This window comes from Ruminococcus sp. 1001713B170207_170306_F1 (genome assembly GCF_015668065.1).
GTDB lineage: Bacteria > Bacillota > Clostridia > Lachnospirales > Lachnospiraceae > Blautia_A > Blautia_A faecis.
Window position 1 is genome coordinate 89245 of the sequence record NZ_JADPEX010000008.1, and the last position, 24266, is coordinate 113510.

Consider the following 24266-nt stretch of genomic DNA (forward strand, 5'->3'; position numbering starts at 1 on the left):
GATAGAAATAGTTGGATTTCAAGAGAATGGTTTTATTTTAAAAACACAATATGTTCACAATTTAAGATTATAATAAAAAATATTTGAACTATTCAGCAAATATTATTCCGCAAGGTATTTTATGTGAATCTGACTCACATAAAAATCGAAATCTTCGGCGCCCCACTTTGCGGTATATTTTGCCTGAATTGGTGAATGGTTATAAACATTTATTATGCGACAGAAAGGAAGTAGTAAGTGCTTCAGATCAAAGACATACACAAAGAATACAGAACAGGAAATTTGGTACAGCGTGCCCTGGACGGAGTGAGCCTTAGTCTTCGGGACAATGAATTTGTGGCAATTCTTGGTCCCAGCGGTTCGGGAAAAACCACTCTTCTGAATATTATTGGTGGTCTTGACCGGTACGATAGTGGCGATCTGATCATCAATGGGATTTCTACGAAAAAATATAAAGACAGGGACTGGGACTCTTATCGAAATCATACCATAGGATTTGTGTTTCAGAGTTATAATCTGATCCCACACCAGACAGTTCTTGCAAACGTGGAGCTTGCCCTTACCATTTCCGGTGTATCAAAAAGTGAGCGGAGACGCCGTGCAAAAGAAGCTCTGGAAAAAGTAGGCCTTGGTGCCCAGATCCACAAAAAGCCAAGTCAGATGTCAGGCGGTCAGATGCAGCGAGTGGCAATTGCCAGAGCACTTGTAAATGACCCGGAAATTCTTTTGGCGGATGAGCCAACAGGAGCCCTGGATTCAGATACCAGTGTACAGGTTATGGATCTTTTGCAAGAGGTCGCAAAGGAACGATTGGTAGTAATGGTCACCCATAATCCGGAGCTTGCTCAGCTTTATGCCACCAGAATCGTGACGGTAAAAGATGGGCGGATCCTTTCTGATACAGATCCGTTTGTGATAGACAGCGAGAGCATGGCACCTCCTGTTCACAAGAATATGGGAAAATCCTCCATGTCCTTTTTTACTGCACTTTCCCTTAGCTTTCAGAATCTGAAGACTAAGAAAGCCCGGACCTTACTTACTTCTTTTGCAGGCTCCATCGGTATTATCGGAATTGCGCTGATCCTTTCCATATCAAATGGTGTAGACAAATACATTACAAATATGGAAGAAGAAACACTTTCAGAATATCCGTTGCAGATACAAAGCACAGGAGTGGATCTTACCTCTATGATGATGGGAGCAGCCACAGCGCAGAGTGGGAAAAAAGATGGGGAAGTAGGAGTTGCCCAGATGGTGACTAATATGTTCTCCAAAATGAATTCCAATGATCTGGAGTCTCTGAAGGTTTACCTGGACAGTAATGAAAGCAGCATTTCCCAGTATGCGAATTCAGTGGAGTGTACATATTCTGTATCTCCCCAGATTTTTTTGGAAAATAGAAAAAATATCCGACAGGTAAATCCGGACAAATCTTTTTCGGCTATGGGTTTGGGCTCTGGTTCCTCCAACAGCATTATGTCTTCTACCATGAGCACTGATGTTTTTCATGAAATGCCGGAAGATGCTGATCTTTATAAGGATCAATATGACGTGAAAGCGGGAAGATGGCCTGAAAATTATAAAGAATGTGTACTGGTGCTTACTTCACAGGGCGATATCAGTGATTTTCTCCAGTACACTCTTGGGCTTCGGGACGGTAAGGAACTGGATGATATGGTTCAGAAATTTATGGCAGAAGAGGCAGTGGAAACGCCAGAAAACGAGGGCCCATACACCTATGATGAAATCCTGGGGAAGAAATTTAAGCTGGTAAACAGTACCGATTATTATGAATATGATGAAGAATATAAGGTCTGGAAGGATAAATCAGACAACAGCTCTTATATGAAAAAACTGGTGAAAAACGGAGAAGATCTGACAATTGTGGGAATTGTCCAGCCTGTGGAAGGTGCCACTGCTTCCATGCTCACTGCAGGAATCTGTTATACCCCGGAGCTTACCAAACATGTGATCGAGAAGGCTGCTTCCAGTGAAATTGTGAAGCAGCAGCTGGCGGATGAAAAGATAAATGTTTTTACCGGAGAGGAATTTGGAAAAGAAGACAATGAGAACAGTAAGTTTGACATGGAATCCCTTTTTTCCATTAACGCGGATGCCCTGCAGGAGGCCTTTCAGGTAGATCTCAGTGGATTTAATATGGACCTGTCCAGTCTTTCGGGGCTGTCCTCCGGATTGAATGTGGAAATGCCGGATATGCCTGACATGTCAGCTCTGGCTGGAAATATAAATCTGGATGAGAGCAGTATGCCGGATCTTTCCAAGCTTATCAAGCTGGATGACCTTGATCTGGATCTTTCCCATATGATTGATCCGGAAGAAATTCTGAAAAATCTTCCGGCAGACCAGGTTCCGGATATGAGTCAGGCGCTGAAGTCAGTGAAGTTTGATTTTACAGAAGAGAAGGTAACTGCTTTGCTGAAAGAGGTTCTTACTGGTTATCAGGAAAGCATTAAAGATAAACCGGAAGCAGATATGGATAAAATGCAGGCAGCATTGAAGCAGTATCTGACATCAAAAGAGATGAACGAACGTCTGTGCAAGGATCTGCAGGAGCTGGTGAAAAATAACGTGAACGTGGATATGTCTTCGGAAAAACTGATCGCAGTGGCTGTGGGGCTGATGAACCAGTATCAGGAGTATGCCAAGGCAAATGGTATCACCCAGACAGATGTGGCTAGCATTCTTGCCTTTTTAAGTCAGGGGGAAATCCAGCAGCAGATCAAAGAGGAAGCAGAGAATCTGGTTAAAAACAGCGTGACAGTGAATATTACCACAAAACAGATACGGGATCTTCTTATGCAGGACGTTGTAGCTGCTTATCCGGAGTATGCCAGAAATAATTCCCTTCCGGACCCGGCTAATCTGGGAACCTATTTTCTGGAATATATGCAGACAGAGGATGGGCAGAATCGTCTCATGAATGGACTTATGACTCTTGTGGATACCAGCGAGGTGCAGACGCAGTTTTCCCAGGCAATGGAAACTTACATGAAATCCATGATGACTTCTTTCACAGATGCGATCGCAAAGGGGATTGAGTCAAAATTCACAGAGATAATGGAACAGGTGGAAAAACAGCTTACGAAGGGAATCCAGACTGCTATGGAGCAGATGATGGGAAATATCAGTTCCGGTATGCAGGAGGCAATGCAGTCTGTGATGACCAGTGTATCATCGAGTCTTACTTCTGCCATGAGCCAGGCTATGAGCGGACTTGGCGGATTGGGAAGCGGCATGGGAAATATGGAAGATGCGCTTTCCATTAATCCGGAGGCTTTTGCAAAAGCAATTCAGATGAACATGAATGAGGACGACCTCTCAGAGCTCATGATGTCCCTGCTGTCATCTGAAAATTCTTCTTATGACGGAAATCTGAAAAAGCTTGGATATGCAGATCTAAATGTTCCTGGCGGAATTAATATCTATCCAAAGGATTTTGAAAGTAAATCAGAAATTGTAGGTATTCTGGATCAGTATAACGCGGATATGGAAGCGGCAGGAGAGGATGAGAAGGTGATCACTTATACGGATCTTGTGGGAACGCTGATGTCGTCAGTTACGGATATTGTAAATATTATCAGTTATGTTCTGGTGGCTTTTGTAGCGATTTCCCTTGTGGTTTCTTCCATTATGATCGGTGTTATCACGTATATCAGTGTTCTGGAGAGGAAAAAAGAAATTGGTATTCTAAGAGCGATTGGTGCTTCCAGGCACAACGTGTCACAGGTGTTCAATGCGGAGACGTTTATTATCGGATTTTGCGCAGGTGCTATGGGGATTGGAATTACATTGCTTCTTCTCATTCCTGCGAACAGCATTATCCGGTCACTGGCTGACGGAGTGAATGTGAAGGCGGCTCTTCCTCCTGTGGCAGCAGTAGTTCTGATTGGACTGAGCGTGGTTCTGACTCTTCTTGGCGGACTGATCCCATCAAGAAAAGCTGCTAAAAGTGATCCGGTGACAGCGCTTCGAACTGATTAAAATAACAGAATTTGATGACTGATTTTGACCATCATTATAAAATACAGAAAAATGCAGGGTTCAGGTTGGGGCACAGCCTGATATCTGCATTTTTTTTGTGATTTATGGATATTACTATTCGTACAGCCAATAGTAAATAACCGCCATATTGATCTGTCTGATCTGTCATATACTGCGCCAATGTGGCAGATACTTAATTTTCACTGTACTGGAGCGCGTCTGAAAAATCATTCCCGCAATCTGTACGCCCCACTTTGCGGTATGTTTCGCCCGAATTCGGTTTCCGTAGCCTGCTACGACGCCCTCATCCGGACAAAATCTCCCACAAATTGTGACGTACATCTTGCAGAAAGCTTTTTTGAACATGCTCTGGCACATCGTTGCATATAAAAAATCAAAAAACAGTCAAAATAATTCATATTTGTGCAATTGGAATAAATCATAAGTGAAAATCTTGTGAAAAAGATTGATTGACTTTGACTGTATATGAAAGTATAATAAGCACAACAAATCAAAAACAAGCAAAAATAAGCAGGAGGCAGAAATGATTTACACTGTGACTTTTAATCCGTCACTGGATTACATCGTGTCGGTAGAGAACTTCCAGCTTGGTCTTACCAATCGAACCAGTTCGGAGATGCTTTTGCCGGGAGGCAAGGGAATTAATGTTTCTACAGTTCTTATGAATCTGGGAATTGAGAGTACAGCCCTTGGATTTACAGCCGGATTTACCGGAGATGAGATTATCAGACGTCTTGAGGAGATGGGTGTGAGGAATGGTTTCATCCAGGTAGGGGAAGGCTTTTCCAGAATCAATCTGAAGCTGAAGAGTATAGACGGTACAGAAATCAATGGACAGGGACCGAAGATCGGAACTGATAAGGTGGATCTGCTGATGAAGCAGTTAGGAGAGCTTGGACAAGGCGATGTACTTTTCCTTTCCGGAAGCATTCCATCATCCATGCCGGATGATGCCTACCAGAAGATCATGGCTATGCTGGACGGCAGAGGCGTAAGAATCGCAGTGGACGCGACGAGAGATCTTCTGATGAAGGTTCTCCCCTATCATCCATTTCTTATTAAGCCAAATAACCATGAACTTGGTGAGATCTTCGGCGTAGAACTGAAAGACCGCCAGTCCGTGATCCCATATGGTAAGAAACTCCAGGAGATGGGAGCTGTGAATGTACTGATTTCCATGGCAGGAGAGGGCGCGGTCCTTATTGCTGAGAATGGAGACGTTTATGAGGAGCCTGCACCGAAAGGCAAGCTGATCAATGGTGTTGGAGCCGGAGACTCCATGGTTGCCGGATTTATGGCAGGATATATGGAGAAGCAGGATTATGAATATGCGTTCCACATGGGAATCGCAGCTGGAAGTGCCAGTGCGTTTTCTGAGAATCTTGCTACCAGAGAAGAGATTGAAGCTGTATATCAGCAGATCACAGGAAAGGATCAGGAGGAAAGGAAGAAATGAGGATCACAGATTTACTGGACGTAAGAAGTATTTCGTTAAATGCTGCCCCAGCAGATAAGTCTCAGACTCTGGATGCAGCGGTTTCCCTTATGACCAGAAGTGGCAAGATTAATGATGAGGAAGCGTACCGTAAGCAGGTCTATGCCAGAGAGGAAGAAAGTACTACAGGAATCGGGGAGGGAATCGCCATTCCTCATGGTAAATGTGATGCAGTAGAGAAACCAGGACTTGCCGCTATGGTGATCCCGGGAGGGGTTGACTTTGACTCTCTTGACGGAGAGCCGGTTACCTTGCTGTTTCTTATTGCTGCGCCAAATACAGAGGATAATGTTCATCTGGATGTGCTCAGCAAGCTTTCCATGATGCTGATGGATGAGGACTTTACCAAGAGCCTTCGTGCAGCGAAGACACCAGAGGAATTTCTTGCGATCATTGATCAGGCAGATGAGGAGAAGAAGAGCGTAGATGAGCGTCTGGCCGATATGGGAGAGGCTGAAGCGGATCAGTTTAAGATTCTGGCTGTTACTTCCTGTCCTACAGGAATTGCCCACACCTACATGGCAGCAGAAGGAATTGAGAAGGCTGCCAAGGCGAAGAACTGTTTTGTGAAAATTGAGACAAGAGGCTCTGGCGGAGCCAAGAATGTGCTTACAGAGCAGGAGATTCAGGATGCAGACTGCATTATCGTTGCGGCCGATGCCCAGGTTCCCATGGATCGTTTCGATGGAAAGAAAGTGATTCAGCGTCAGGTTTCTGATGGAATCAATAAGGCTGATGAGCTTGTAGAGCTTGCCATGTCTGGAAACGTACCGGTTTATCACAGCGGAAATGCATCAGCCTCATCACAGAGTCAGAATAAGGCCGGCGGCAGTGTGGGACACAAGATTTACACCCAGCTGATGAATGGTGTTTCCCATATGCTTCCGTTTGTAGTTGGCGGTGGTATTCTGATCGCCATTGCCTTTTTGATCGATGGTCTTATGGTAGATATGAATGCCCTGGATGTAGCCGAGCGCTCTAATTTTGGGTCTATTACTCCGGCGGCAGCTATGTTCAAACAAATCGGTGATGTGGCATTTGGTTTTATGCTTCCGGTTCTGGCGGGATTTATTGCCATGGCAATCGGTGACAGACCGGCACTTGCACTTGGCTTTGTGGGTGGAATGATGGCACACAGCGGAACTTCAGGTTTTCTGGGTGCTCTGGTAGCTGGTTTTGCAGCAGGATATATTATTCTGGGACTTCGTAAGGTATGTGAGAAGCTTCCGGAAGCCCTTGAGAAGATTGCGCCGGTTCTGATTTATCCGGTTGTTGGTATTCTGATCATGGGACTTCTGATGCTGTTTGTTGTAGAGCCCATCATGGGGGGTATCAATACAGCACTGAATAACGGACTTACCTCCATGGGAAGCTCCAGTAAGATCATTCTTGGACTGATCCTTGGCGGAATGATGGCAATCGATATGGGTGGCCCGTTTAACAAGGCAGCATATGTATTTGGTACTGCAGCGATTGCAGCTGGTAACTATGATATTATGGCAGCCGTTATGGTTGGTGGTATGGTTCCGCCATGCGCCATCGCACTTGCTACACTTCTTTTTAAAGACAGATTTACGAAAGAAGAAAGGGAGTCTGGTCCTACCAACTTTATTATGGGACTTGCCTTTATCACAGAGGGAGCCATTCCTTTTGCAGCAGCCGACCCGCTTCATGTGCTTCCGGCATGTATTGTGGGATCTGGTCTTGCAGGTGCAATGTCCATGGCATTTGGCTGTACCCTGATGGCACCTCACGGTGGAATCTTCGTAGTTCCGGTTATGGGAAATGCAGTGCAGTATGTGAGTGCACTGGTAGTGGGAACTGTTGTTTCCGCAGTGCTCCTGGGAGTTCTGAAAAAGAAAAATGCCTGACAATGGATGTTCAAACAGGCTCTAATATTGGCTGCGGAATGAATGGTAACTCATGTCTGGAAAAGATATGCAGGTATAATCGTGTTATTGTGAAGGTCATGAACAGTAACATAATCGTGAATAGTGATTGACACAGAATGTGAAATCAGATATAAAGAAATCAAATAATAAGAAAATCAATAGAGACCAAAGATAAAAAGAAAAATGGAGGAATGAATCATGAGAGAATTTAAATATGTTGTAACAGACCCGGAAGGAATCCACGCACGTCCAGCAGGAGAGCTTGTAAAAGCAGTAAAGGCTTTTTCTTCTGATATCAAGATCGCAAAGGGCGGCAAGGCTATGAATTGTAAGGCAATCTTCGGAATTATGGGACTTGCAGTGAAGAAAGGTGACGAGGTTACTCTTACATTTGAAGGTGCAGATGAAGACGCTGCATATGAGGCAGTGAGCAAATTCATGCAGGAAACTCTGTAAGACAGGAAGGGGACATACCTGCGGGTATGTCCCTGTTTGTTTGTAAACAGCTTGTCAAAGTGATATTTGCGTGAGACTTTGGTGAGTATCACGAGAACGGGATAGGATGGCAGGAGCGTTTGGTCTCCTGTCAGCAGATCAAATAAGTGGGAGAGAAAAAATGCAGATATATAATGGAAAAAGTGTTTTCGGTGGTATTGCCATCGGTAAGATCAGCGTATATCAGAAAAAAGAGCAGCAGGTTAAGCGTGTGAAGATTGATGATCCGGAACAGGAGATGGCGCGCTATGAGAAAGCTAAAGCAGAAGGGATTAAACAGCTTCAGGGACTTTACGATAAGGCCTTGAGAGAAGTCGGGGAAGCCAATGCAGCAATCTTCGAAGTTCATCAGATGATGATGGAGGACGATGGATATAATGAATCTGTAGAGAATATCATTCGCAGCCAGGGCGTAAATGCAGAGTATGCAGTGGCAACTACAGGTGACAATTATGCGCAGATGTTTTCGGCAATGGACGACGATTATATGAGAGAGCGTGCAGCTGATGTTCGTGATATTTCTGAGCGGCTTCTCACCATTTTAAATGGAGAAGAGACAGGGGCTGTAGATGCAGACGAGCCGAAGATCATTGTGGCAGAGGATCTGGCGCCATCAGAGACTGTACAGCTGGATAAGGATAAAGTTCTCTCTTTTGTTACAGTGAAAGGCTCCTTGAATTCCCATACAGCGATTCTTGCAAGGACCATGGCGATTCCTGCACTTGTAAATACTTCCGTGTCTCTTGAGAGTGAGATGGATGGCAGACTTGGAATTGTAGACGGGGCAGACGGTACATTTTATGTAGATCCGGATGAGGAGACTCTGGCAGAGATGAAGAAGCGCCAGGAAGAAGATCTTTCCAGAAAGCAGCTTCTTTTGACCCTTAAAGGAAAAGAGAACGTTACACTTGACGGACAGAAAGTAATGCTGTACGCTAATATTGGCAACATCAAGGATCTGGCAACAGTCATTCAGAATGATGCCGGTGGAATCGGTCTTTTCAGAAGTGAGTTTATTTATCTGGAGAAAGAAGATTTCCCAACAGAGGAAGAACAGTTCCAGATTTACAGACAGGTTGCACAGACTATGGCAGGCAAGAGAGTGATCATCCGTACATTGGACATTGGTGCAGACAAGCAATGCGATTATTTCCACATGGAGCATGAAGAGAATCCAGCACTGGGATGCAGGGCAATCCGTATCTGTCTGACAAGACCGGGGATTTTCAAGACACAGCTTCGTGCTTTATTCCGTGCCAGTGCATTTGGCAAGATCGCAATTATGTATCCTATGATCACCAGCGTACAGGAAGTGCGTAAGATCAAGGAAATCGTAGAGGAAGTGAAAGCGGAGCTTACCTCTCAGGGCGTAGAGTTTGGTAATCCGGAACAGGGAATTATGATTGAGACTCCGGCAGCAGCAATCATCAGTGATGATCTTGCGAAAGAGGTTGATTTCTTCAGCATCGGAACCAACGATCTCAGCCAGTATACTATGGCAATCGATCGTCAGAATCCTCAGCTTGACCTGTTTTTTGATCCTCATCATCCGGCAGTGTTGCGCATGATTTCCCTGGTTATGGAGAATGCTCATAAGGCTGGTATCTGGGCTGGAATCTGTGGAGAACTTGGTGCTGACCAGTCACTTACAAAAGAGTTTCTGGCAATGGGAGTGGACGAGCTTTCTGTTTCACCGGGAAGTATTCTTCCACTGCGTAAGATCATTCTGGAAACCAATGTTACAGATTATAAGGCGGGAAAAGAATGTTAACACAGCAGCGACATGAGATCATTTTGGAGCTTCTGAGAGAGAAAGGAAGTATTACTGTCACAGAAGTGAAGGATCTTTTAGATACATCAGAGTCAACAGTGAGAAGAGATATCACTGCACTGGATAAGGAAGGCAAGCTGGAGAAAGTTTTCGGTGGTGCCGTGGAACTGAAGGAGCGGGTAACTGCATATGAATATTCAGTTGCCGAGAAAATGGGACTGAAGCTGGAGGAGAAGGACCGGATCGCAAAATATGCAGCAGGTCTTATCCAGGATGAGGATTTTGTCTATATTGATGCAGGTACTACTACTGGGGATATCCTGAAGTTTCTTAAGGTTACAAGGGCAGTATTTGTTACCAATGCAGTGGTACATGCCCAGACACTGGCAGGAAGAGGCTTTAAGGTTCTTCTTGTAGGTGGAGAGCTGAAGAGCACTACAGAAGCAGTAATTGGTAATCAGGCTATGAATACGATTCGTGGTTATCATTTTACCAAAGGCTTTTTTGGAACCAATGGACTTACCAGAAAGAGTGGCTGTACTACCCCGGATGCCAATGAAGCGGCAGTTAAAGCTGCTGCCATGGAGCAGTGCAGGGAGTGCTATGTGCTCTGCGATAGTTCCAAGTTTGACAATATCAGTTCTGTGACCTTTGCAGATTTTTACAGATCTACGATAATTACAGACAGGATTCCGTCTGGCTATGAAGATTGTGCTAATATTATAGAAGTACAGAAGGAACAGTAACTGTCTTGTTACTGTTCACTGGTAACGTTCCGCGAGGTGTTTTTTGTGAACAAAGTTCACGGAAAACCCGAGAATTAAGTTTGCGCAGCAAACGCTACTTCTTGTGCTTGTCACAAGAAGGTTCGTCTTTCTGTGCATCGCGAAGCGTGTTACTGTGAACGGAGTGAACAGTAACACTGTCTTTGGAATTGCAGGAATGATTTTTTTAATATACTCTAGATAAAGTGTTCCTTTCATAGTATAATAGTCCACAGGATTTCTGACAGATAAAGGTTGGGAGTTCTGTGGATTTTTATGGAATAGAAAATATGTTGGAATCCCCTGTTATGTACTAGCAGAATACATGAGGTAGAGCTATGATAAAACTGATCGCATCAGATCTGGATGGTACACTTCTGAAAGAAGGCACCATGGATATTAATCCGGAAATTTATGACATTATCCGAAAGCTGAAGGCTAAGGGAATTGTATTTGCGGCTGTCAGCGGCAGAGAATATGACAGTATTGAAAGAGTGTTTGCACCTGTAAAAGATGATATTTATTTTATTGCAGGAAATGGTGGAATCATTTCCTATCAGGGAGAAATTATTGAGAAAATGGCAATTCCTGCAGATATACTCAAAGAGGTTGTGGAGTATGTGAGAGCCCAGGAGGGAGCTTCTTTCATGACAGCAGGCAGTGCCCAGGCATACGTGGAGCGGGCAGACCAGGCTTTTGTGAAGAAACTTCGGGAAGGGTACAAGCTTCATGTAAATGAAGTGGACGATGTACTGAATGCTCCAGAAACTATGACAAAAGTTGCCATGTACAATGAAGAAGTGGATGCAGCTGTAGGAGCAGAGGAAGCGAAGCTGCGTTTTGGAGATAAGATTCAGATCATGGCTTCCGGTGATTACTGGGTGGATTTCGTGGATGTACATTCCGGAAAAGGAAATGCTCTTCAGAAACTTTGTAACCGTCTTGGAATTACGAAGAGAGAAGAGGTTGTTGCTTTCGGAGATAACTGCAATGATGTGAGCATGCTTCTGGAAGCTGGAAAGAGCTATGCGGTTACCACAGCCCGTGAGGAAGCCAAGCAGGCCGCCAGATACGTACTGGAGAAACCAGGTCCGGACAGCGTACTGAATGTGTTAAAGATGATTTTGGAGTTATAAGAGAAAAGAAGAATAAAGAAGAATAAAGAAATGGGAGTACATTCAATTTTGTAATTCCATTGGAGAAATCTTTGATATTGTAGTGGAAGATATGATTCATCAATCAAAGGGATTACAGGGATAAAAAATCCGGGCTGTGTGGAGCAGTCCGGATTTTTGTGGGGCAAAATCAGGCAAGAATCCTTCCATCTGTGGAGATGGTGTACACCTGCCATGGAAGAAATTTTCCGCTGGCTTTCATGGCATTTATGGCTGCATTCTGGATTCCGCCGCAGCATGGAACTTCCATACGCACGATGGTAACACTCTTGATATTGTTCTGACGGATGATTTCGGTGAGCTTTTCGCTGTAATCTACAGAGTCCAGTTTCGGACAGCCGATAAGAGTAATCTTACCTTTGATAAAATCCTGATGGAAGTTAGCGTAAGCATAGGCTGTGCAGTCTGCAGCAATAAGAAGGTCAGCATCGTCAAAATATGGAGCATTGATAGGAACTAACTTAATCTGTACCGGCCACTGTTGAAGCTGGGAGTGTGCTTCCAGCTTTTTCTTATTTTCCAGAACTGCGGTTTCGTCGTAAGCAGCTGCCTCCTTTTCTACAAAAGAAATGGCATTTGTTGGACAGGCAGGGAGGCAGTCGCCCAGACCGTCGCAGTAATCTTCACGAAGCAGTTTTGCTTTACCATCTATAATTCCAATTGCACTTTCGTGGCAAGCGCGGGCACAGAGCCCGCAGCCGTTACATTTTTCTTCATCTATATGAATGATTTTTCTGATCATGAGAGTATCCTCCTTATCCCAACAACGTTTTCAAGTCTTCCTCTGGCGTAGTAATCGCAGCGATCCCAAAGTTTTCTACCAGATAATTCAGCACATTCTGTGATAAAAATGCCGGAAGGGTCGGGCCAAGACGGATGTTTTTGATTCCAAGGTGAAGCAAGGTAAGCAGAATGGAAACTGCTTTCTGCTCATACCAGGAGAGCACCATGGAAAGAGGAAGCTCATTTACCCCACATCCAAATGCTTCTGCAAGAGCGCCCGCAACCTTGATCGCGCCGTAAGCATCGTTGCACTGTCCCATATCCATCAGTCTTGGAAGCCCACCGATGGTTCCAAGGTCCAGATCGTTAAATCTGTATTTTCCACATGCAAGTGTAAGAATTACGGAATCAGAAGGAGACTGCTTTACAAAATCGGTATAGTAATTGCGTCCGCTTCTTGCGCCGTCGCAGCCTGCTACCAGGAAAAAGTGACGGATAGCACCTGCTTTTACAGCATCAATTACCTGATCTGCAACGCCAAGAATGGTTCCATGGGAGAAGCCGGTTGTAACGGAAGTTCCGCCGTTGATTCCGGTAAAATGCTGGTCTTCCTGATATCCGCCAAGCTCCAGGGCACGCTGGATAACTGGTGTGAAATCTTTTTCTTCATTAATGTGAACAGTTCCAGGGAAAGTGACAGTTCCTGTAGTAAATACCCGGTCCATGTAGCTTGGTTTCGGCGGCATCAGGCAGTTTGTGGTAAAAAGAACAGGAGCTGGGAGCTCTGCAAATTCTTTTTGCTGGTTCTGCCATGCAGTACCGAAGTTTCCTTTCAGGTGACTGTACTTTTTCAGTTCCGGATAAGCATGACAGGGAAGCATTTCACCGTGGGTGTAAATATTAATGCCTTTTCCTTCTGTTTGTTCCAGAAGAAGTTTCAGGTCATGCAGGTCGTGACCGGTAATGACGATGAATGGGCCTTTTTCCACAGTAAGAGGTACTGTAACAGGAGCTGGTGTGCCGTAAGTGGCAGTGTTAGCGCGGTCAAGAAGCTCCATGCAGGAAAGATTGTATTTACCTGTTTCCATTACAATAGGAAGAAGCAGGTCCATATCCCAGTCCTCGCCCAGTGCAAAAAGTGCTTTTGCGAAAAATTCGTTTACTTCTGTGTCAGTATATCCAAGTGTCATTGCATGGTAGGCATAAGCCGCCATTCCGCGGATTCCAAAGAGAATCAGGGATTTCAGGGAGCGGATGTCTTCCTGGGCGTTCCAGAGAAGCTTCATATCGTAGTCGTCGTTATGTCCGCAAGGGGAAGCGCAGCCGCCACAGTCTGGGCGAAGCCGGGCTTTTTCCTGGTGGATGCGGTCTGTGATTTCTGCGATGGCTTTGTCATCGAAGCTTACGTTGGTAAGGGTAGCAAACAGACCTTCCACCATCAGTTTCCATGTGGTTTCTGCAAGTGGTGTATTCTCATCTGCTGCATGGGCAAGTCCGATGAGAGCTCCGGTAAGTTCATCCTGAAGTCTGGCTGTATCAGCGGTTTTTCCACAGACTCCTTTGGCACCTGTACAGCCGGTACATCCGGCAGTTTGTTCACACTGAAAACAAAACATGTTCTGTTCCATAAATAGTTTCCTCCTGAATTTGATCATATTGTTCTATAAGGTATAAGTATTTCGTAAAAATAAGTTGATTGGGTTCTGAATGTTTTGTAATTGCAAAAGGAAAAGTAACAGGAAATTCTTTTCGCTTCGCATGAGAAAGTCAGAGATGGATAATTTATTTCTGCCACCGTCCTTGACTTTGTACGCATACTATAATATAATCCAACCAACAAGTATGTTGTTATAACAACAAAAGGAGAAAAATGAATTATGAATTTCTTTCCAGGACTTTTCTCTTTCAGGGAACAAGTCCAGAAGAAACAAAGCACATGCTTTCCTGTCTGAAAGCCACTCCGCAAAGCTTTGCCAAGGGCAGCACGATCTGGCAGGTGGGAGACCAGGTGAAGATGATGGGACTTGTGCTTAACGGCAGTGTTCATATTGAGAGCATTGACATGATGGGAAACAAGAGTATTCTGAACCGGATTGCGCCAGGCCAGGTTTTCGGAGAGACATATGCCTGCATTCCAGGGGAAAAGCTGCTCATAGGGGTGACGGCTGCAGAGGATTGCCAGATCCTTTTTCTGGAGGTGGGAAAGATTTTTCACACCTGTCCGGATACCTGTCCCTGCCATGAGAAACTGATCCGTAACATGCTGATGGTCATGGCGAAGAAGAACCTGGAACTTTCCAGAAGAAGCCTTCATACGGCACCGAAATCCATCCGGGGGAGGCTGCTTTCCTATTTTTCCCAGGAGATGGTGCAGCAGGGCAGCAGCCAGTTTATGATCCCCTTTAACCGGCAGGAACTGGCTGATTATCTTGGAGTAGACAGAAGTGCGCTTTCCAATGAGCTTGGCAAAATGCGAAAAGAAGGGATTATTGAAGTAAACAGAAACCAGATCCATTATCTGGAGCGTGTTTGAAAAAGGCTTCATAGCAGGAGGGAAAATTTAAAATGAATCTGACACCATATTTTAAAAGTATTATCGATCAGGATGTTGCATCCGTTGTTATCTGCAACCTGAAGCATGAAATTATCTACATGAATCCGAAGGCTGTGGAGAGTTATCATAAATGGGGTGGTGAGGCACTGCTTGGAAAAAGTCTTATGAATTGTCACAATCCGAAGTCTAAGGAAATAATTGAAAAAGTGGTTGCCTGGTTTGAAGAAGATAAGGAGCATAACCGGATCCATACTTTTTATAATGAGAAACAGGCGAAGGACGTATATATGGTGGCCCTGCGTGATGAGGATGGAGCTTTGATCGGCTATTATGAGAAGCATGAGTACCGGGCACGGGATGAGGAACCGTATTACAATTTCTGAAGCTAAAAACATGTTGCTGTCTATGATCTAACCGGCAGCACGCTTCGTGATGTACAGAAATCATGCATTCGCATGATTTTGCGCCGCAATTTTCGGGTTTTCTGTGAACAGGAACAAAAACATTAATTAAAAAATGAGTGGGAAAAGAAACTAGAGCGTGTTTGAAAAAGGCTTTCTGCAAGATGTGCGTCACAATTTGTGGGAGATTTTGCCCGGATGAGGGCGTCGTAGCGGGCTACGACAACCGAATTCGGGTGAAATATACCGCAAAGTGGGGCGTGCAGATTGCAGGAATGATTTTTCAAACAGGCTCTAAGACGAGCGAAAACGACAGAGGCTTGTTTTAGTTTCTTTTAAGGCATAAAAAAGTATATGAGTTTATTCGTAATCAGATAAACTTCATATACTTTTTCTTGTAATCCTGTCAGCTGAATACTGCAAATAATGCCCCAAAAAGTCCTGCACTTGCAGCGCCCATAATAAGACCAGCCAGAATGACACCAAGCATTACAGCCAGAACACTGGACTTAAAGTCCATGTCCAGAAGGCTGGCAGCCAGGGTTCCGGTCCAGGCACCTGTGCCGGGAAGAGGAATTCCTACGAAGAGCAGAAGTGCTACGAATAATCCGCGGCCGGCCTTTGCCTGAAGGGCCTTTCCTCCTTTTTCTCCTTTTTCAAGACAGAAGGTAAAGAAGCGCCCGATCACCGGTTTATCCTTGCCCCACTCCAGAACCTTGCGGGCGAAGAAGTAGATGAACGGTACTGGAAGCATGTTTCCGATAATGGCGATAATATACGCCGGAACCAGCGGAATTCCGAAACCTACAGCATACGGAATCGCGCCTCGCAGCTCGATCAGCGGTACCATAGAAATAAGAAAAACGATTAGATAACTTTTCATGTTTAAAATCTCCTCTAATTTCAATCCAATAATATCTGACTTATTATACACGAAAAAAAATGAATTGAACAGCGCAAAAAAAGAAATTACTATATTAATACAGGAAAAAGAAAGCATTTATGCTAAATCATAGAAAAAGAAAGATTTTATGCCAAACCTATTGACAGAAGTTATTTAAATGCTATAATAAAAACAAACATATGAATAATTGTTCATATGAAAAAGAGAACATTTTCTAAAGGAGACCACTACCATGAAAAAAACTTACAAGATCGATGTTGACTGCGCAAACTGTGCAAACAAGATGGAGGAAGCTGCTAAGAACACTGCTGGTGTTAAGGATGCGACTGTAAACTTCATGACTCTGAAAATGATCGTTGAGTTTGAAGATGGACAGGAACCGAAGGCTGTTATGCAGGAAGTCCTGAAGAACTGTAAGAAAGTAGAAGACGACTGCGAGATCTTCTTATAAAAACAATGAGGAAAAGCAGTTACTAGAGCGTGTTTGAAAAAGGCTTTCTGCAAGATGTGCGTTACAATTTGTGGGAGATTTTGTCCGGATGAAGGCGCCGTAGCGGGCTACGGCAACTGAATTCGGGCAAAATATACAGCAAAGTGGGGCTTGCAGATTGCGGGAATGATTTTTCAAACAGGCTCTAGGCACAGAGTGAACAGTAAGACAATAACCGGACAGGATGTACTCTGTTCAGTCACGCAAATGAATTAAGCGAATATGTCGCGTGCCAGCGACATCATTATAATGGAGGCCGTGCCCTCAAGGCATGTGAAAGAATATGAACAAGAAGCAGAAAAAAGTATTGACCAGAATTATTATTGCTTTTGTCCTTTTGGTTTTGCTGCGCTTTCTTCCGGTAGATGGCTATCTTCGAATGGCACTTTACATGGTCCCGTATCTGGTGATCGGTTATGATATTCTGAAAAAAGCGTTTAAGGGAATTAGGAACCGTCAGGTATTTGATGAAAATTTTCTGATGGCAGTTGCCACAATTGGTGCCATTGCTCTCGGCGATTATCAGGAAGGCACTGCGGTTATGCTGTTCTACCAGATCGGAGAACTTTTCCAGAGTTATGCCGTTGGAAAGAGCAGAAGAAATATCAGCGAGCTGATGGATATCCGTCCGGATTATGCAAATATCGAGCAGGACGGCAAGCTGGAAAAGGTAGACCCGGACGAGGTAGAGGTTGGAACTATCATTGTGGTTCAGCCAGGAGAGAAGATTCCAATTGACGGAACGATTGAAGACGGAAATTCCACATTAAATACAAGCGCATTGACAGGAGAAAGCCTTCCGCGAGATGCGAAAGTGGGAGATGAGATCATCAGCGGCTGCATTAACATGACAGGTGTATTGAAAATCCGCACCACGAAGGAATTTGGTGAATCTACGGTTTCCAAGATCCTGGACCTTGTTGAGAACTCCAGCTCCAAGAAATCCAGATCTGAAAACTTTATTTCAAAATTTGCAAGATATTATACCCCGGCAGTCTGCTACAGTGCTCTGGTACTTGCAGTTATTCCGCCTCTTTGCAGAATGCTGTTTATGGGACTTTCTCCGGAATGGGGAGACTGGATCTACCGTGCCCTGACGTTCCTTGTAATCAGCTGTCCATGTGCACTGGTGATCAGCATTCCCCTCAGTTTCTTTGCTGGAATCGGTGGTGCCAGCAATCAGGGCGTTCTGGTAAAGGGCTCCAACTATCTGGAGACACTTTCTCAGACGAAGATTGTTGTTTTTGATAAAACAGGTACTATGACAAAGGGCGTATTCGAGGTCAACGGAATCCACCATAATGAGATGGAGGATGCAAAGCTTCTGGAATATGCAGCATATGCAGAGTGCTCTTCCTCACACCCCATCAGCAAGAGCCTTCAGAAAGCATATGGCAAGCCAATTGACCGCAGCCGTGTCACAGACATTGAGGAAATCGGTGGAAACGGTGTTATTGCAAAGGTGGACGGTGTGTCTGTAGCTGCCGGCAACGCGAAGCTGATGAACCGTCTTGGTATTGCGTACAAAGAGTGCCATCATGTAGGAACGGTTGTCCATATGGCTGTGGATGGAAAATATGCAGGTCATATCCTGATTTCTGACATTATCAAACCTCATGCCAAAGAGGCAATTGAGAACCTGAAAAAAGCAGGCATTACAAGAACGGTTATGCTCACTGGTGACGGAAAAAAAGTGGCAGAGTCTGTAGCAGCTGACCTTGGAATCGGAGAGGTTCACAGCGAGCTTCTTCCGGCGGATAAGGTTTCCAAGGTGGAAGAGCTTCTTTCAAACAAGTCTGAAAAAGAGAAGCTTGCCTTCGTTGGAGATGGAATCAATGATGCACCGGTTCTTTCAAGAGCGGATATTGGTATTGCAATGGGTGCTCTTGGTTCTGATGCTGCAATCGAGGCGGCTGACGTTGTCCTGATGGACGATGACCCGTTGAAGATTGGGAAAGCCATTCGCATTGCCAAGAAGTGTATGCGAATTGTATATGAAAATATTTATTTTGCAATTGGCGTGAAACTGATCTGCCTGGTACTTGGTGCCCTCGGCATTGCAAACATGTGGATAGCCATTTTTGCAGATGTAGGAGTTATGGTACTGGCAGTGCTCAATGCAATCCGTACTTTGTTTGTGAAAAATCTTTGATGATGATATCGAGGTATTCAGAATGAAAAAAGACATAGATAAAGAAGTGGAAATTTGTGATTGCTGTGAGGTTCATGAAAATCTTCTGCAAATTGTAAACGAGACCATCCCGGAGGAAAACGAGTTGTACGATCTGGCAGAGCTGTTCAAGGTGTTTGGAGATTCTACCAGGATCCGGATCCTGTTTGTACTTTTTGAAGCAGAGGTGTGCGTGTGTGACCTTGCAAAGGCATTGAACATGACTCAGTCAGCTATTTCCCACCAGCTTCGTATCCTGAAACAGAATAAACTGGTAAAAAGCCGCAGGGATGGAAAATCTATATTCTATTCTCTGGCAGATGAGCATGTTCGGACAATCATTGACCAGGGAAGAGAGCATATAGAGGAAGATTAAAGGTTGACTTCTTAACAGCAATTTGGTATATTAACTACACATATGGATTCTGTGAGGGAGTAGTTTGCGTGAAAACGTGGTTTGTCAACAGTCGCGGCTTTGATCGGATCTGATTCTGGCCTGGCAAATCTTAAAGAATGAGACTCATGTATGCATGTTATGGCATACATGAGTCTTTTTACATTTTGGGCAGATGTAATTCCAAAGAAGCAGGCTTATGAAGTAAATGCTGTTTTGTAACACCCATTTTGCAGAAAGACTTTTTCAAACACACTCTGGAGAATCCGTAAAGGTAAAATATGCGGATAACAAAAGGAGAATATTATGCAAAATATTATTAATGGATTGCCAATTGCAGCTGTTATCCTGCTGCTGGCAGTGGGATTTGCCTTTCTGGTAAAAGGGGCTGACTTTTTTGTGGAGGGAAGTTCCAGCATTGCGAAGAAGTTAAAGGTTCCGCCCATCATCATTGGTCTTACGATTGTGGCTATGGGAACTTCACTGCCAGAAACAGCCGTGAGTGTGACTGCTTCTCTGGTACAGAATAATGAACTTGCGGTCAGCAATGTAGTAGGATCCAATATTTTTAATCTGATGTTTGTAATTGGTGTCTGTTCAATTCTGACGCCGATTATGGTCCAGAAAGCAACTGTGGTAAGAGATATTCCCTTGTCTTTAGGCTGTGCACTATTTCTGCTTGTACTGGGAGTTTCAGGACTGGGAGATAAGGCGGGAATGACGCTGGGTCATGCAGATGGAGTTATTTTCCTAATCGTGTTTGCCGGATACATTTTCACAATGGTACGAAGCGCAATGAAAGCCCGTGCTGCAGGACAGAAGGTTGAAATAGAAGGCGTTGAAGAATGTGACAATATGAAAGAGCTGTCATACGGCAAAAGTATTCTCTTTCTGATCGTGGGTGCAGCTGCAATTGCTTTTGGCGGTGACCTTACCGTTGATACAGCCAGCAGGATTGCAATAGAGCTTGGAATGAGCCAGACTCTGGTCGGGCTTACCATTGTGTCTATCGGAACTTCACTTCCGGAGCTTGTAACCTCTGTAGTTGCAGCAAGAAAAAATGAAGTTGATATGGCAGTTGGAAATGCAGTCGGATCCAATATTTTCAATATTCTGATGGTTCTTGGAATCTCATCTGCTATCAGTCCGGTAGCTTTGATCCGGGAAAACATAATCGATATAGTGCTTCTTATGGTATTTTCGGTTATGGTCTGGATCTTTGCAGGAACCAGGAAAAAAATTGAGCGCAAAGAGGGTATTATAATGGTGGTGGTATATCTGGTTTATTGCGCATATATTATTGCCCGCTAATAAAAGCAGAAAAAGCTTTCATCCATCCCGTAAAGGGAGAGATGAAAGCTTTTTTTGATTGGACAACAGGTAAAAATCAACGCTTATATAGTAAAACACCTTGCGGAACAGTACCTATTAAATAGTGATAAATATGCTGAAAAAATTAAAACATATTGCTCATAAAAATTTCCAGACCAATTGCAATAAGAATGACGCCGCCGAGAATATCCGCCTTGTTGGAAAGCCTGGTTCCGAAGCGTTTTCCAAGGGAAAGTCCGGTCATGCAGATAAAGAATGTGACTATGGCAATGATCAGGGAACAGACAAGAGCCATCAGCCAGTCATACTCTGAGATGGTGAATCCTACGGACAGGGCGTCAATGGAGGTTGCAATGCCCTGAACGAAAAGGGCTTTGGGACCAACTCCCGGAATTTCATCACCCTCATCGGTTCCCCGGATACCATTGATCAGCATGGAGCCACCAATATAGCCAAGAAGGATCAGCGCGATCCATGGAATAAATTTCTCAAATGTCCTGAAGTATTCTACAATGGTGTGGACACATAACCATCCGGTCATTGGCATGATGGCCTGGAAAGCACCGAATGTGCCTGCAATGCCGCACATTTTTTTCATGCGCATCTTAGGCTCGTGAAGGCCGTTTGCCAGGGACACAGAAAAAGCATCCATTGCAAGTCCGACTCCAAGCAGGGCGCTGTTCAGAAAAAACACAAAACTGTAGTTCATTTTTACGTTCCTCCGTAATGTATTTTATTACTGGTTTCCATTTTTTTATTTGCTGTGGAAACAGATCTCTCGGCGAAGCTTTTTACAGCATGAAAAAAGACCCAATATATAACCACAGGCTATATATGGGTCATCTGCATTCTTATAAAAGGACAGACTCCATGTATAGCATAACGTTATACATGAGTCTCGCAATTTAATGCAAGCCAGATCGAAACACTGCTCTGAAATCTGCTGTTCATTCAGTGAACAGCAATCTATACAAACAGATTCATACGGTCGGTATGTTGACTTGCCACGCGTCTGTGGACACGCTTGCTACTCCCTCACAGGGAAACCTTGTTTCGTAACTTTATCAGATAATGATAAAATTGTCAATAATTTTTCTCAATAATATTGACATCCTGATGATATTAGAATAAACTAACTCCTGTAACATTAATGATAAAATTTATCATTAGCAGACGAATTTTATCAAAAATGGTTGCTGCTTAGTTTTGAACAGCAACAAAAATCTTACATATGGGAAAAGAGGACAAGTACATATGACATTAAAAGACCTTCCCATCGGGAAAACTGCCACAGTTACAGTAGTAGGAGGAGAGGGTGCCCTGCGGCAGCATTTCCTGGATATGGGAATCATTCCCATGGCGGACGTGACCATGGTAAAATATGCACCTATGGGTGACCCTGTTGAAGTCAGGATACATAGCTATGAGCTGACCCTGCGTCTTGCAGATGCTGCCCAGATTCAGATTGATAATGTAAGGGATGAAAAAGAACAGAAACGAGGCAGCCGTGTCAGGGCGATTCCTCATCCAGGTCTGGGCGAGGGCGGTAAATATCATGAAAAAGCAGATGAACATCCCCTTCCGGATAGTGAGCTTCTTACCTTTGCGCTGGCAGGAAACCAGAACTGCGGTAAAACAACCCTGTTTAATCAGTTAACCGGCTCCAGTCAGCATGTAGGCAACTTTCCGGGAGTTACTGTAGACCGCAAGGATGGTATTATCCGTGGGAAAAAGAATACTCTGGTGACAGACCTGCCGGGAATTTATTCCATGTCCCCCTATACCAGCGAGGAAATCGTAACCAGAAGCTTTATTCTGGAACAGCATCCAAAAGGAATTATCAATATTGTGGATGCAACCAATATTGAAAGAAATCTATATCTTACCATGCAGCTGATGGAACTGGATGTTCCTATGGTCCTGGCATTGAATATGATGGACGAGGTAAGGCAGAATGGCGGTTCTGTACGTGTGAACCAGATGGAAGAGGCGCTTGGAATTCCTGTAGTACCTATTTCAGCAGCGAAAAATGAGGGAATCGATGAACTGGTAGCCCATGCGATCCATGTGGCAAAATATCAGGAAAAACCAAAGCGTCTGGATTTCTGCGATGCAAACGATGATGGCGGTGCTGTTCACAGATGTCTTCATGGAATTATGCATCTCATTGAGGATCATGCTCAGCAGGCAGATATCCCGGTACGTTTTGCAGCCAGTAAGCTTGCGGAAGGGGATGAACTGATCCTGGAAAAACTTGGACTGGATCAGAATGAAAAAGAAACCCTGGAGCATATTGTAAAGCAGATGGAGACGGAGCGTGGGCTTGACCGGTCCGCAGCGATTGCCCATATGCGCTTTGATTTTATTGAAAAAGTCTGTGCGGAGACCGTGATTAAGCCTCATGAGAGCAAGGAGCATCTGCGCAGTCAGAAGATGGATAAAATACTTACAGGCAAATATACAGCCATTCCATGCTTCGCAGGTATTATGGCTCTGGTTTTCTGGCTGACCTTTGGCGTGATCGGAAAGGGACTTTCAGATCTTCTGGATATGGGGATTACCTGGCTGACTGCAGTGGTGGATCAGGCAATGACTGCATGGAACGTAAATAATGTGCTTCATTCACTTGTAATTGACGGTATTTTCAATGGAGTTGGAAGTGTGCTCAGCTTTCTGCCGATTATCGTCACCCTGTTTTTCTTCCTGTCACTTCTGGAAGACAGTGGCTACATGGCCAGAGTGGCATTTGTAATGGATAAGCTGCTTCGAAAGATTGGACTTTCCGGACGAAGCATTGTCCCAATGCTTGTAGGCTTTGGCTGTACAGTTCCCGGCGTTATGGCAAGCAGAACCCTGCCCTCAGAGCGTGACCGTAAGATGACGATCCTCCTTACTCCTTTTATGAGCTGTTCGGCAAAGCTTCCTATTTATGCTTTCTTTACAGCTGCCTTTTTCCCGAAATACGGTGCACTGGTAATGATAGCACTTTATTTCGGCGGAATTATTATGGGAATCCTGATGGCACTGATTTTTGGAAAAACCATGTTTAAGGGAGAAGCGGTTCCCTTTGTAATGGAGCTTCCTAATTATCGTCTTCCAGGTGCAAAAAACGTTGGCCAGCTTCTTTGGGAAAAAGCAAAGGATTTTCTTCAGAGAGCCTTTACTGTTATTTTTGTGGCAACCATTGTGATCTGGTTTTTACAGACCTTTGATCTGCATCTGAATATTGTGACAAATTCCAAAGACAGTATTCTTGCAGTACTTGCCGGATTTATTGCACCGGTATTTAAGCCTCTTGGCTTTGGAGACTGGAGATTTTCCACAGCTCTTGTAACAGGTTTCATGGCAAAGGAGAGCGTGGTTTCCACATTGTCCATATTATTTGGAAGCACAGCGGCACTGGTGGAGGTGCTTTCTCCGCTGGCAGCAGTGTGCCTTCTTACCTTCTGCCTTTTATATACCCCTTGTGTAGCCGCAATCGCTTCTGTAAAACGTGAGCTTGGCGGAAAGTGGGCAGCAGGAGTGGTAATCGGTCAGTGTGTGATCGCCTGGATTGCGGCATTTTTGGTAAAAATCGTCGGCGTTTTGATCGGATTTTGAGAAAAATGACTATTTTTCATTTTTGTTAAAAATAATATTGACTATTGGTCATTTTGGGTTATACTATAGTACGAAAGAAATGA

At 44.3% G+C, this 24266-nt stretch carries 20 protein-coding genes and 4 pseudogenes; 17 read left to right on the forward strand and 7 right to left on the reverse strand.

Annotation, left to right across the window (positions count from 1 at the left end; genetic code table 11):
• Window positions 1-237 precede the first annotated feature (237 nt).
• The gene (locus I4V84_RS07170) at window positions 238-4002 is read left to right on the forward strand and encodes an ABC transporter ATP-binding protein/permease (RefSeq protein ID WP_195991483.1); all 3765 of its coding nucleotides are present in this window, start codon (window positions 238-240) and stop codon (window positions 4000-4002) included.
• A 165-nt stretch (window positions 4003-4167) separates the two neighbouring features.
• Here I4V84_RS07170 and I4V84_RS20420 read toward each other — a convergent pair.
• Window positions 4168-4305: pseudogene (locus I4V84_RS20420) on the reverse strand (DUF6783 domain-containing protein); the annotation flags it as partial.
• On the opposite strand from I4V84_RS20420, the gene I4V84_RS20425 reads away from it, so the two are divergent.
• The 7 genes from I4V84_RS20425 (at window position 4264) to I4V84_RS07200 (ending at window position 11576) form a co-directional block, all read left to right on the forward strand.
• Entirely contained in the window at window positions 4264-4392 is a 129-nt protein-coding gene (locus tag I4V84_RS20425) for a DUF6783 domain-containing protein (RefSeq protein WP_306467805.1), read from the forward strand. The pseudogene I4V84_RS20420 and the gene I4V84_RS20425 overlap by 42 nt on opposite strands.
• Window positions 4393-4546: 154 nt before the next feature.
• Window positions 4547-5479, forward strand: coding sequence for a 1-phosphofructokinase (pfkB, locus tag I4V84_RS07175; protein WP_148461884.1), 933 nt, complete (start codon window positions 4547-4549; stop codon window positions 5477-5479).
• Window positions 5476-7389, forward strand: coding sequence for a fructose-specific PTS transporter subunit EIIC (locus tag I4V84_RS07180; RefSeq protein WP_118579525.1), 1914 nt, complete (start codon window positions 5476-5478; stop codon window positions 7387-7389). The genes pfkB and I4V84_RS07180 overlap by 4 nt, the downstream gene beginning before the upstream one ends.
• Window positions 7390-7608: 219 nt before the next feature.
• Window positions 7609-7866 carry an HPr family phosphocarrier protein gene (locus I4V84_RS07185; RefSeq protein ID WP_118579528.1) on the forward strand — a complete coding sequence of 86 codons (258 nt, stop codon included), beginning with the start codon at window positions 7609-7611 and terminating at the stop codon, window positions 7864-7866.
• A 160-nt stretch (window positions 7867-8026) separates the two neighbouring features.
• Complete coding sequence (gene ptsP / locus I4V84_RS07190; protein WP_195991484.1) at window positions 8027-9676, forward strand: phosphoenolpyruvate--protein phosphotransferase; 1650 nt, start codon at window positions 8027-8029, stop codon at window positions 9674-9676.
• Window positions 9670-10422 (forward strand): DeoR/GlpR family DNA-binding transcription regulator, encoded by a 753-nt coding sequence (locus I4V84_RS07195; RefSeq protein ID WP_118579534.1) that lies wholly within the window; start codon window positions 9670-9672, stop codon window positions 10420-10422. Before ptsP ends, I4V84_RS07195 begins: the two co-directional genes overlap by 7 nt.
• A 356-nt stretch (window positions 10423-10778) precedes the next feature.
• Window positions 10779-11576, forward strand: coding sequence for an HAD family hydrolase (locus I4V84_RS07200; RefSeq protein WP_195991485.1), 798 nt, complete (start codon window positions 10779-10781; stop codon window positions 11574-11576).
• A gap of 169 nt (window positions 11577-11745) precedes the next feature.
• Here I4V84_RS07200 and I4V84_RS07205 read toward each other — a convergent pair whose 3' ends face one another.
• Window positions 11746-12357, reverse strand: coding sequence for a 4Fe-4S binding protein (locus I4V84_RS07205; protein WP_195991486.1), 612 nt, complete (start codon window positions 12355-12357; stop codon window positions 11746-11748).
• A gap of 13 nt (window positions 12358-12370) precedes the next feature.
• Window positions 12371-13966, reverse strand: a complete 1596-nt coding sequence (gene hcp / locus I4V84_RS07210; RefSeq protein ID WP_243284048.1) for a hydroxylamine reductase — start codon at window positions 13964-13966, stop codon at window positions 12371-12373.
• 242 nt (window positions 13967-14208) lie between these two features.
• On the opposite strand from hcp, the gene I4V84_RS07215 reads away from it, so the two are divergent.
• Together I4V84_RS07215 and I4V84_RS07220 are read left to right on the forward strand one after the other, a co-directional pair.
• Window positions 14209-14871: a Crp/Fnr family transcriptional regulator gene (locus tag I4V84_RS07215; protein WP_173715932.1), complete on the forward strand. Its 663-nt coding sequence runs from the start codon at window positions 14209-14211 to the stop codon at window positions 14869-14871.
• 32 nt (window positions 14872-14903) lie between these two features.
• Window positions 14904-15275, forward strand: coding sequence for a PAS domain-containing protein (locus I4V84_RS07220; RefSeq protein ID WP_148461878.1), 372 nt, complete (start codon window positions 14904-14906; stop codon window positions 15273-15275).
• A gap of 122 nt (window positions 15276-15397) precedes the next feature.
• On the opposite strand, the gene I4V84_RS20430 is transcribed toward I4V84_RS07220, so the two are convergent.
• Complete coding sequence (locus I4V84_RS20430) at window positions 15398-15538, reverse strand: DUF6783 domain-containing protein (protein WP_308768423.1); 141 nt, start codon at window positions 15536-15538, stop codon at window positions 15398-15400.
• Between I4V84_RS20430 and I4V84_RS20435 the strand changes: the two are divergent.
• Window positions 15497-15622: pseudogene (locus I4V84_RS20435) on the forward strand (DUF6783 domain-containing protein); the annotation flags it as partial. The gene I4V84_RS20430 and the pseudogene I4V84_RS20435 sit on opposite strands and share 42 nt — an antisense overlap.
• A gap of 77 nt (window positions 15623-15699) precedes the next feature.
• On the opposite strand, the gene I4V84_RS07225 reads toward I4V84_RS20435, so the two are convergent.
• The gene (locus tag I4V84_RS07225) at window positions 15700-16176 is read right to left on the reverse strand and encodes a small multi-drug export protein (protein WP_118579636.1); all 477 of its coding nucleotides are present in this window, start codon (window positions 16174-16176) and stop codon (window positions 15700-15702) included.
• 253 nt (window positions 16177-16429) lie between these two features.
• On the opposite strand from I4V84_RS07225, the gene I4V84_RS07230 reads away from it, so the two are divergent.
• On the forward strand, window positions 16430-16648 hold the full coding sequence (locus I4V84_RS07230; protein WP_118579549.1) for a cation transporter: 219 nt from the start codon (window positions 16430-16432) through the stop codon (window positions 16646-16648).
• Here I4V84_RS07230 and I4V84_RS20440 read toward each other — a convergent pair.
• Window positions 16643-16765, reverse strand: a pseudogene (locus I4V84_RS20440) (DUF6783 domain-containing protein); the annotation flags it as partial. The gene I4V84_RS07230 and the pseudogene I4V84_RS20440 overlap by 6 nt on opposite strands.
• Here I4V84_RS20440 and I4V84_RS20445 point away from each other — a divergent pair.
• From I4V84_RS20445 to I4V84_RS07245, 4 genes and pseudogenes are all read left to right on the forward strand, one after another.
• Window positions 16715-16903: pseudogene (locus I4V84_RS20445) on the forward strand (DUF6783 domain-containing protein). The pseudogenes I4V84_RS20440 and I4V84_RS20445 sit on opposite strands and share 51 nt — an antisense overlap.
• Window positions 16904-16970: 67 nt before the next feature.
• Window positions 16971-18839 (forward strand): heavy metal translocating P-type ATPase, encoded by a 1869-nt coding sequence (locus I4V84_RS07235; RefSeq protein ID WP_195991487.1) that lies wholly within the window; start codon window positions 16971-16973, stop codon window positions 18837-18839.
• Window positions 18840-18861: 22 nt separating this feature from the next.
• Window positions 18862-19233: a metalloregulator ArsR/SmtB family transcription factor gene (locus I4V84_RS07240; protein WP_148461875.1), complete on the forward strand. Its 372-nt coding sequence runs from the start codon at window positions 18862-18864 to the stop codon at window positions 19231-19233.
• Window positions 19234-19557: 324 nt separating this feature from the next.
• Entirely contained in the window at window positions 19558-20562 is a 1005-nt protein-coding gene (locus I4V84_RS07245) for a calcium/sodium antiporter (RefSeq protein ID WP_118579561.1), read from the forward strand.
• A gap of 145 nt (window positions 20563-20707) precedes the next feature.
• Here the strand turns inward: I4V84_RS07245 and I4V84_RS07250 are convergent, their stop codons facing one another.
• Window positions 20708-21292 carry a manganese efflux pump MntP family protein gene (locus tag I4V84_RS07250; RefSeq protein WP_195991488.1) on the reverse strand — a complete coding sequence of 195 codons (585 nt, stop codon included), beginning with the start codon at window positions 21290-21292 and terminating at the stop codon, window positions 20708-20710.
• Window positions 21293-21837: 545 nt separating this feature from the next.
• Here I4V84_RS07250 and feoB point away from each other — a divergent pair.
• Window positions 21838-24183, forward strand: coding sequence for a ferrous iron transport protein B (feoB, locus tag I4V84_RS07255; RefSeq protein ID WP_195991489.1), 2346 nt, complete (start codon window positions 21838-21840; stop codon window positions 24181-24183).
• The last annotated feature ends 83 nt before the right edge of the window (window positions 24184-24266 follow it).

Bases quoted from the DNA above. Each gene is read 5' to 3' on its own strand.
- I4V84_RS07205 (WP_195991486.1), bottom strand. From the start codon at position 12,357: ATGATCAGAAAAATCATTCATATAGATGAAGAAAAATGTAACGGCTGC.
- pfkB (WP_148461884.1), top strand. From the start codon at position 4,547: ATGATTTACACTGTGACTTTTAATCCGTCACTGGATTACATCGTGTCG.
- I4V84_RS07245 (WP_118579561.1), top strand. From the start codon at position 19,558: ATGCAAAATATTATTAATGGATTGCCAATTGCAGCTGTTATCCTGCTG.
- I4V84_RS07180 (WP_118579525.1), top strand. From the start codon at position 5,476: ATGAGGATCACAGATTTACTGGACGTAAGAAGTATTTCGTTAAATGCT.
- hcp (WP_243284048.1), bottom strand. From the start codon at position 13,966: ATGGAACAGAACATGTTTTGTTTTCAGTGTGAACAAACTGCCGGATGT.
- feoB (WP_195991489.1), top strand. From the start codon at position 21,838: ATGACATTAAAAGACCTTCCCATCGGGAAAACTGCCACAGTTACAGTA.
- I4V84_RS07185 (WP_118579528.1), top strand. From the start codon at position 7,609: ATGAGAGAATTTAAATATGTTGTAACAGACCCGGAAGGAATCCACGCA.
- I4V84_RS07195 (WP_118579534.1), top strand. From the start codon at position 9,670: ATGTTAACACAGCAGCGACATGAGATCATTTTGGAGCTTCTGAGAGAG.
- I4V84_RS07200 (WP_195991485.1), top strand. From the start codon at position 10,779: ATGATAAAACTGATCGCATCAGATCTGGATGGTACACTTCTGAAAGAA.
- I4V84_RS07225 (WP_118579636.1), bottom strand. From the start codon at position 16,176: ATGAAAAGTTATCTAATCGTTTTTCTTATTTCTATGGTACCGCTGATC.
- I4V84_RS20425 (WP_306467805.1), top strand. From the start codon at position 4,264: ATGTTTCGCCCGAATTCGGTTTCCGTAGCCTGCTACGACGCCCTCATC.
- I4V84_RS07215 (WP_173715932.1), top strand. From the start codon at position 14,209: ATGAATTATGAATTTCTTTCCAGGACTTTTCTCTTTCAGGGAACAAGT.
- I4V84_RS07230 (WP_118579549.1), top strand. From the start codon at position 16,430: ATGAAAAAAACTTACAAGATCGATGTTGACTGCGCAAACTGTGCAAAC.
- ptsP (WP_195991484.1), top strand. From the start codon at position 8,027: ATGCAGATATATAATGGAAAAAGTGTTTTCGGTGGTATTGCCATCGGT.
- I4V84_RS07220 (WP_148461878.1), top strand. From the start codon at position 14,904: ATGAATCTGACACCATATTTTAAAAGTATTATCGATCAGGATGTTGCA.
- I4V84_RS07235 (WP_195991487.1), top strand. From the start codon at position 16,971: ATGAACAAGAAGCAGAAAAAAGTATTGACCAGAATTATTATTGCTTTT.
- I4V84_RS07250 (WP_195991488.1), bottom strand. From the start codon at position 21,292: ATGAACTACAGTTTTGTGTTTTTTCTGAACAGCGCCCTGCTTGGAGTC.
- I4V84_RS07240 (WP_148461875.1), top strand. From the start codon at position 18,862: ATGAAAAAAGACATAGATAAAGAAGTGGAAATTTGTGATTGCTGTGAG.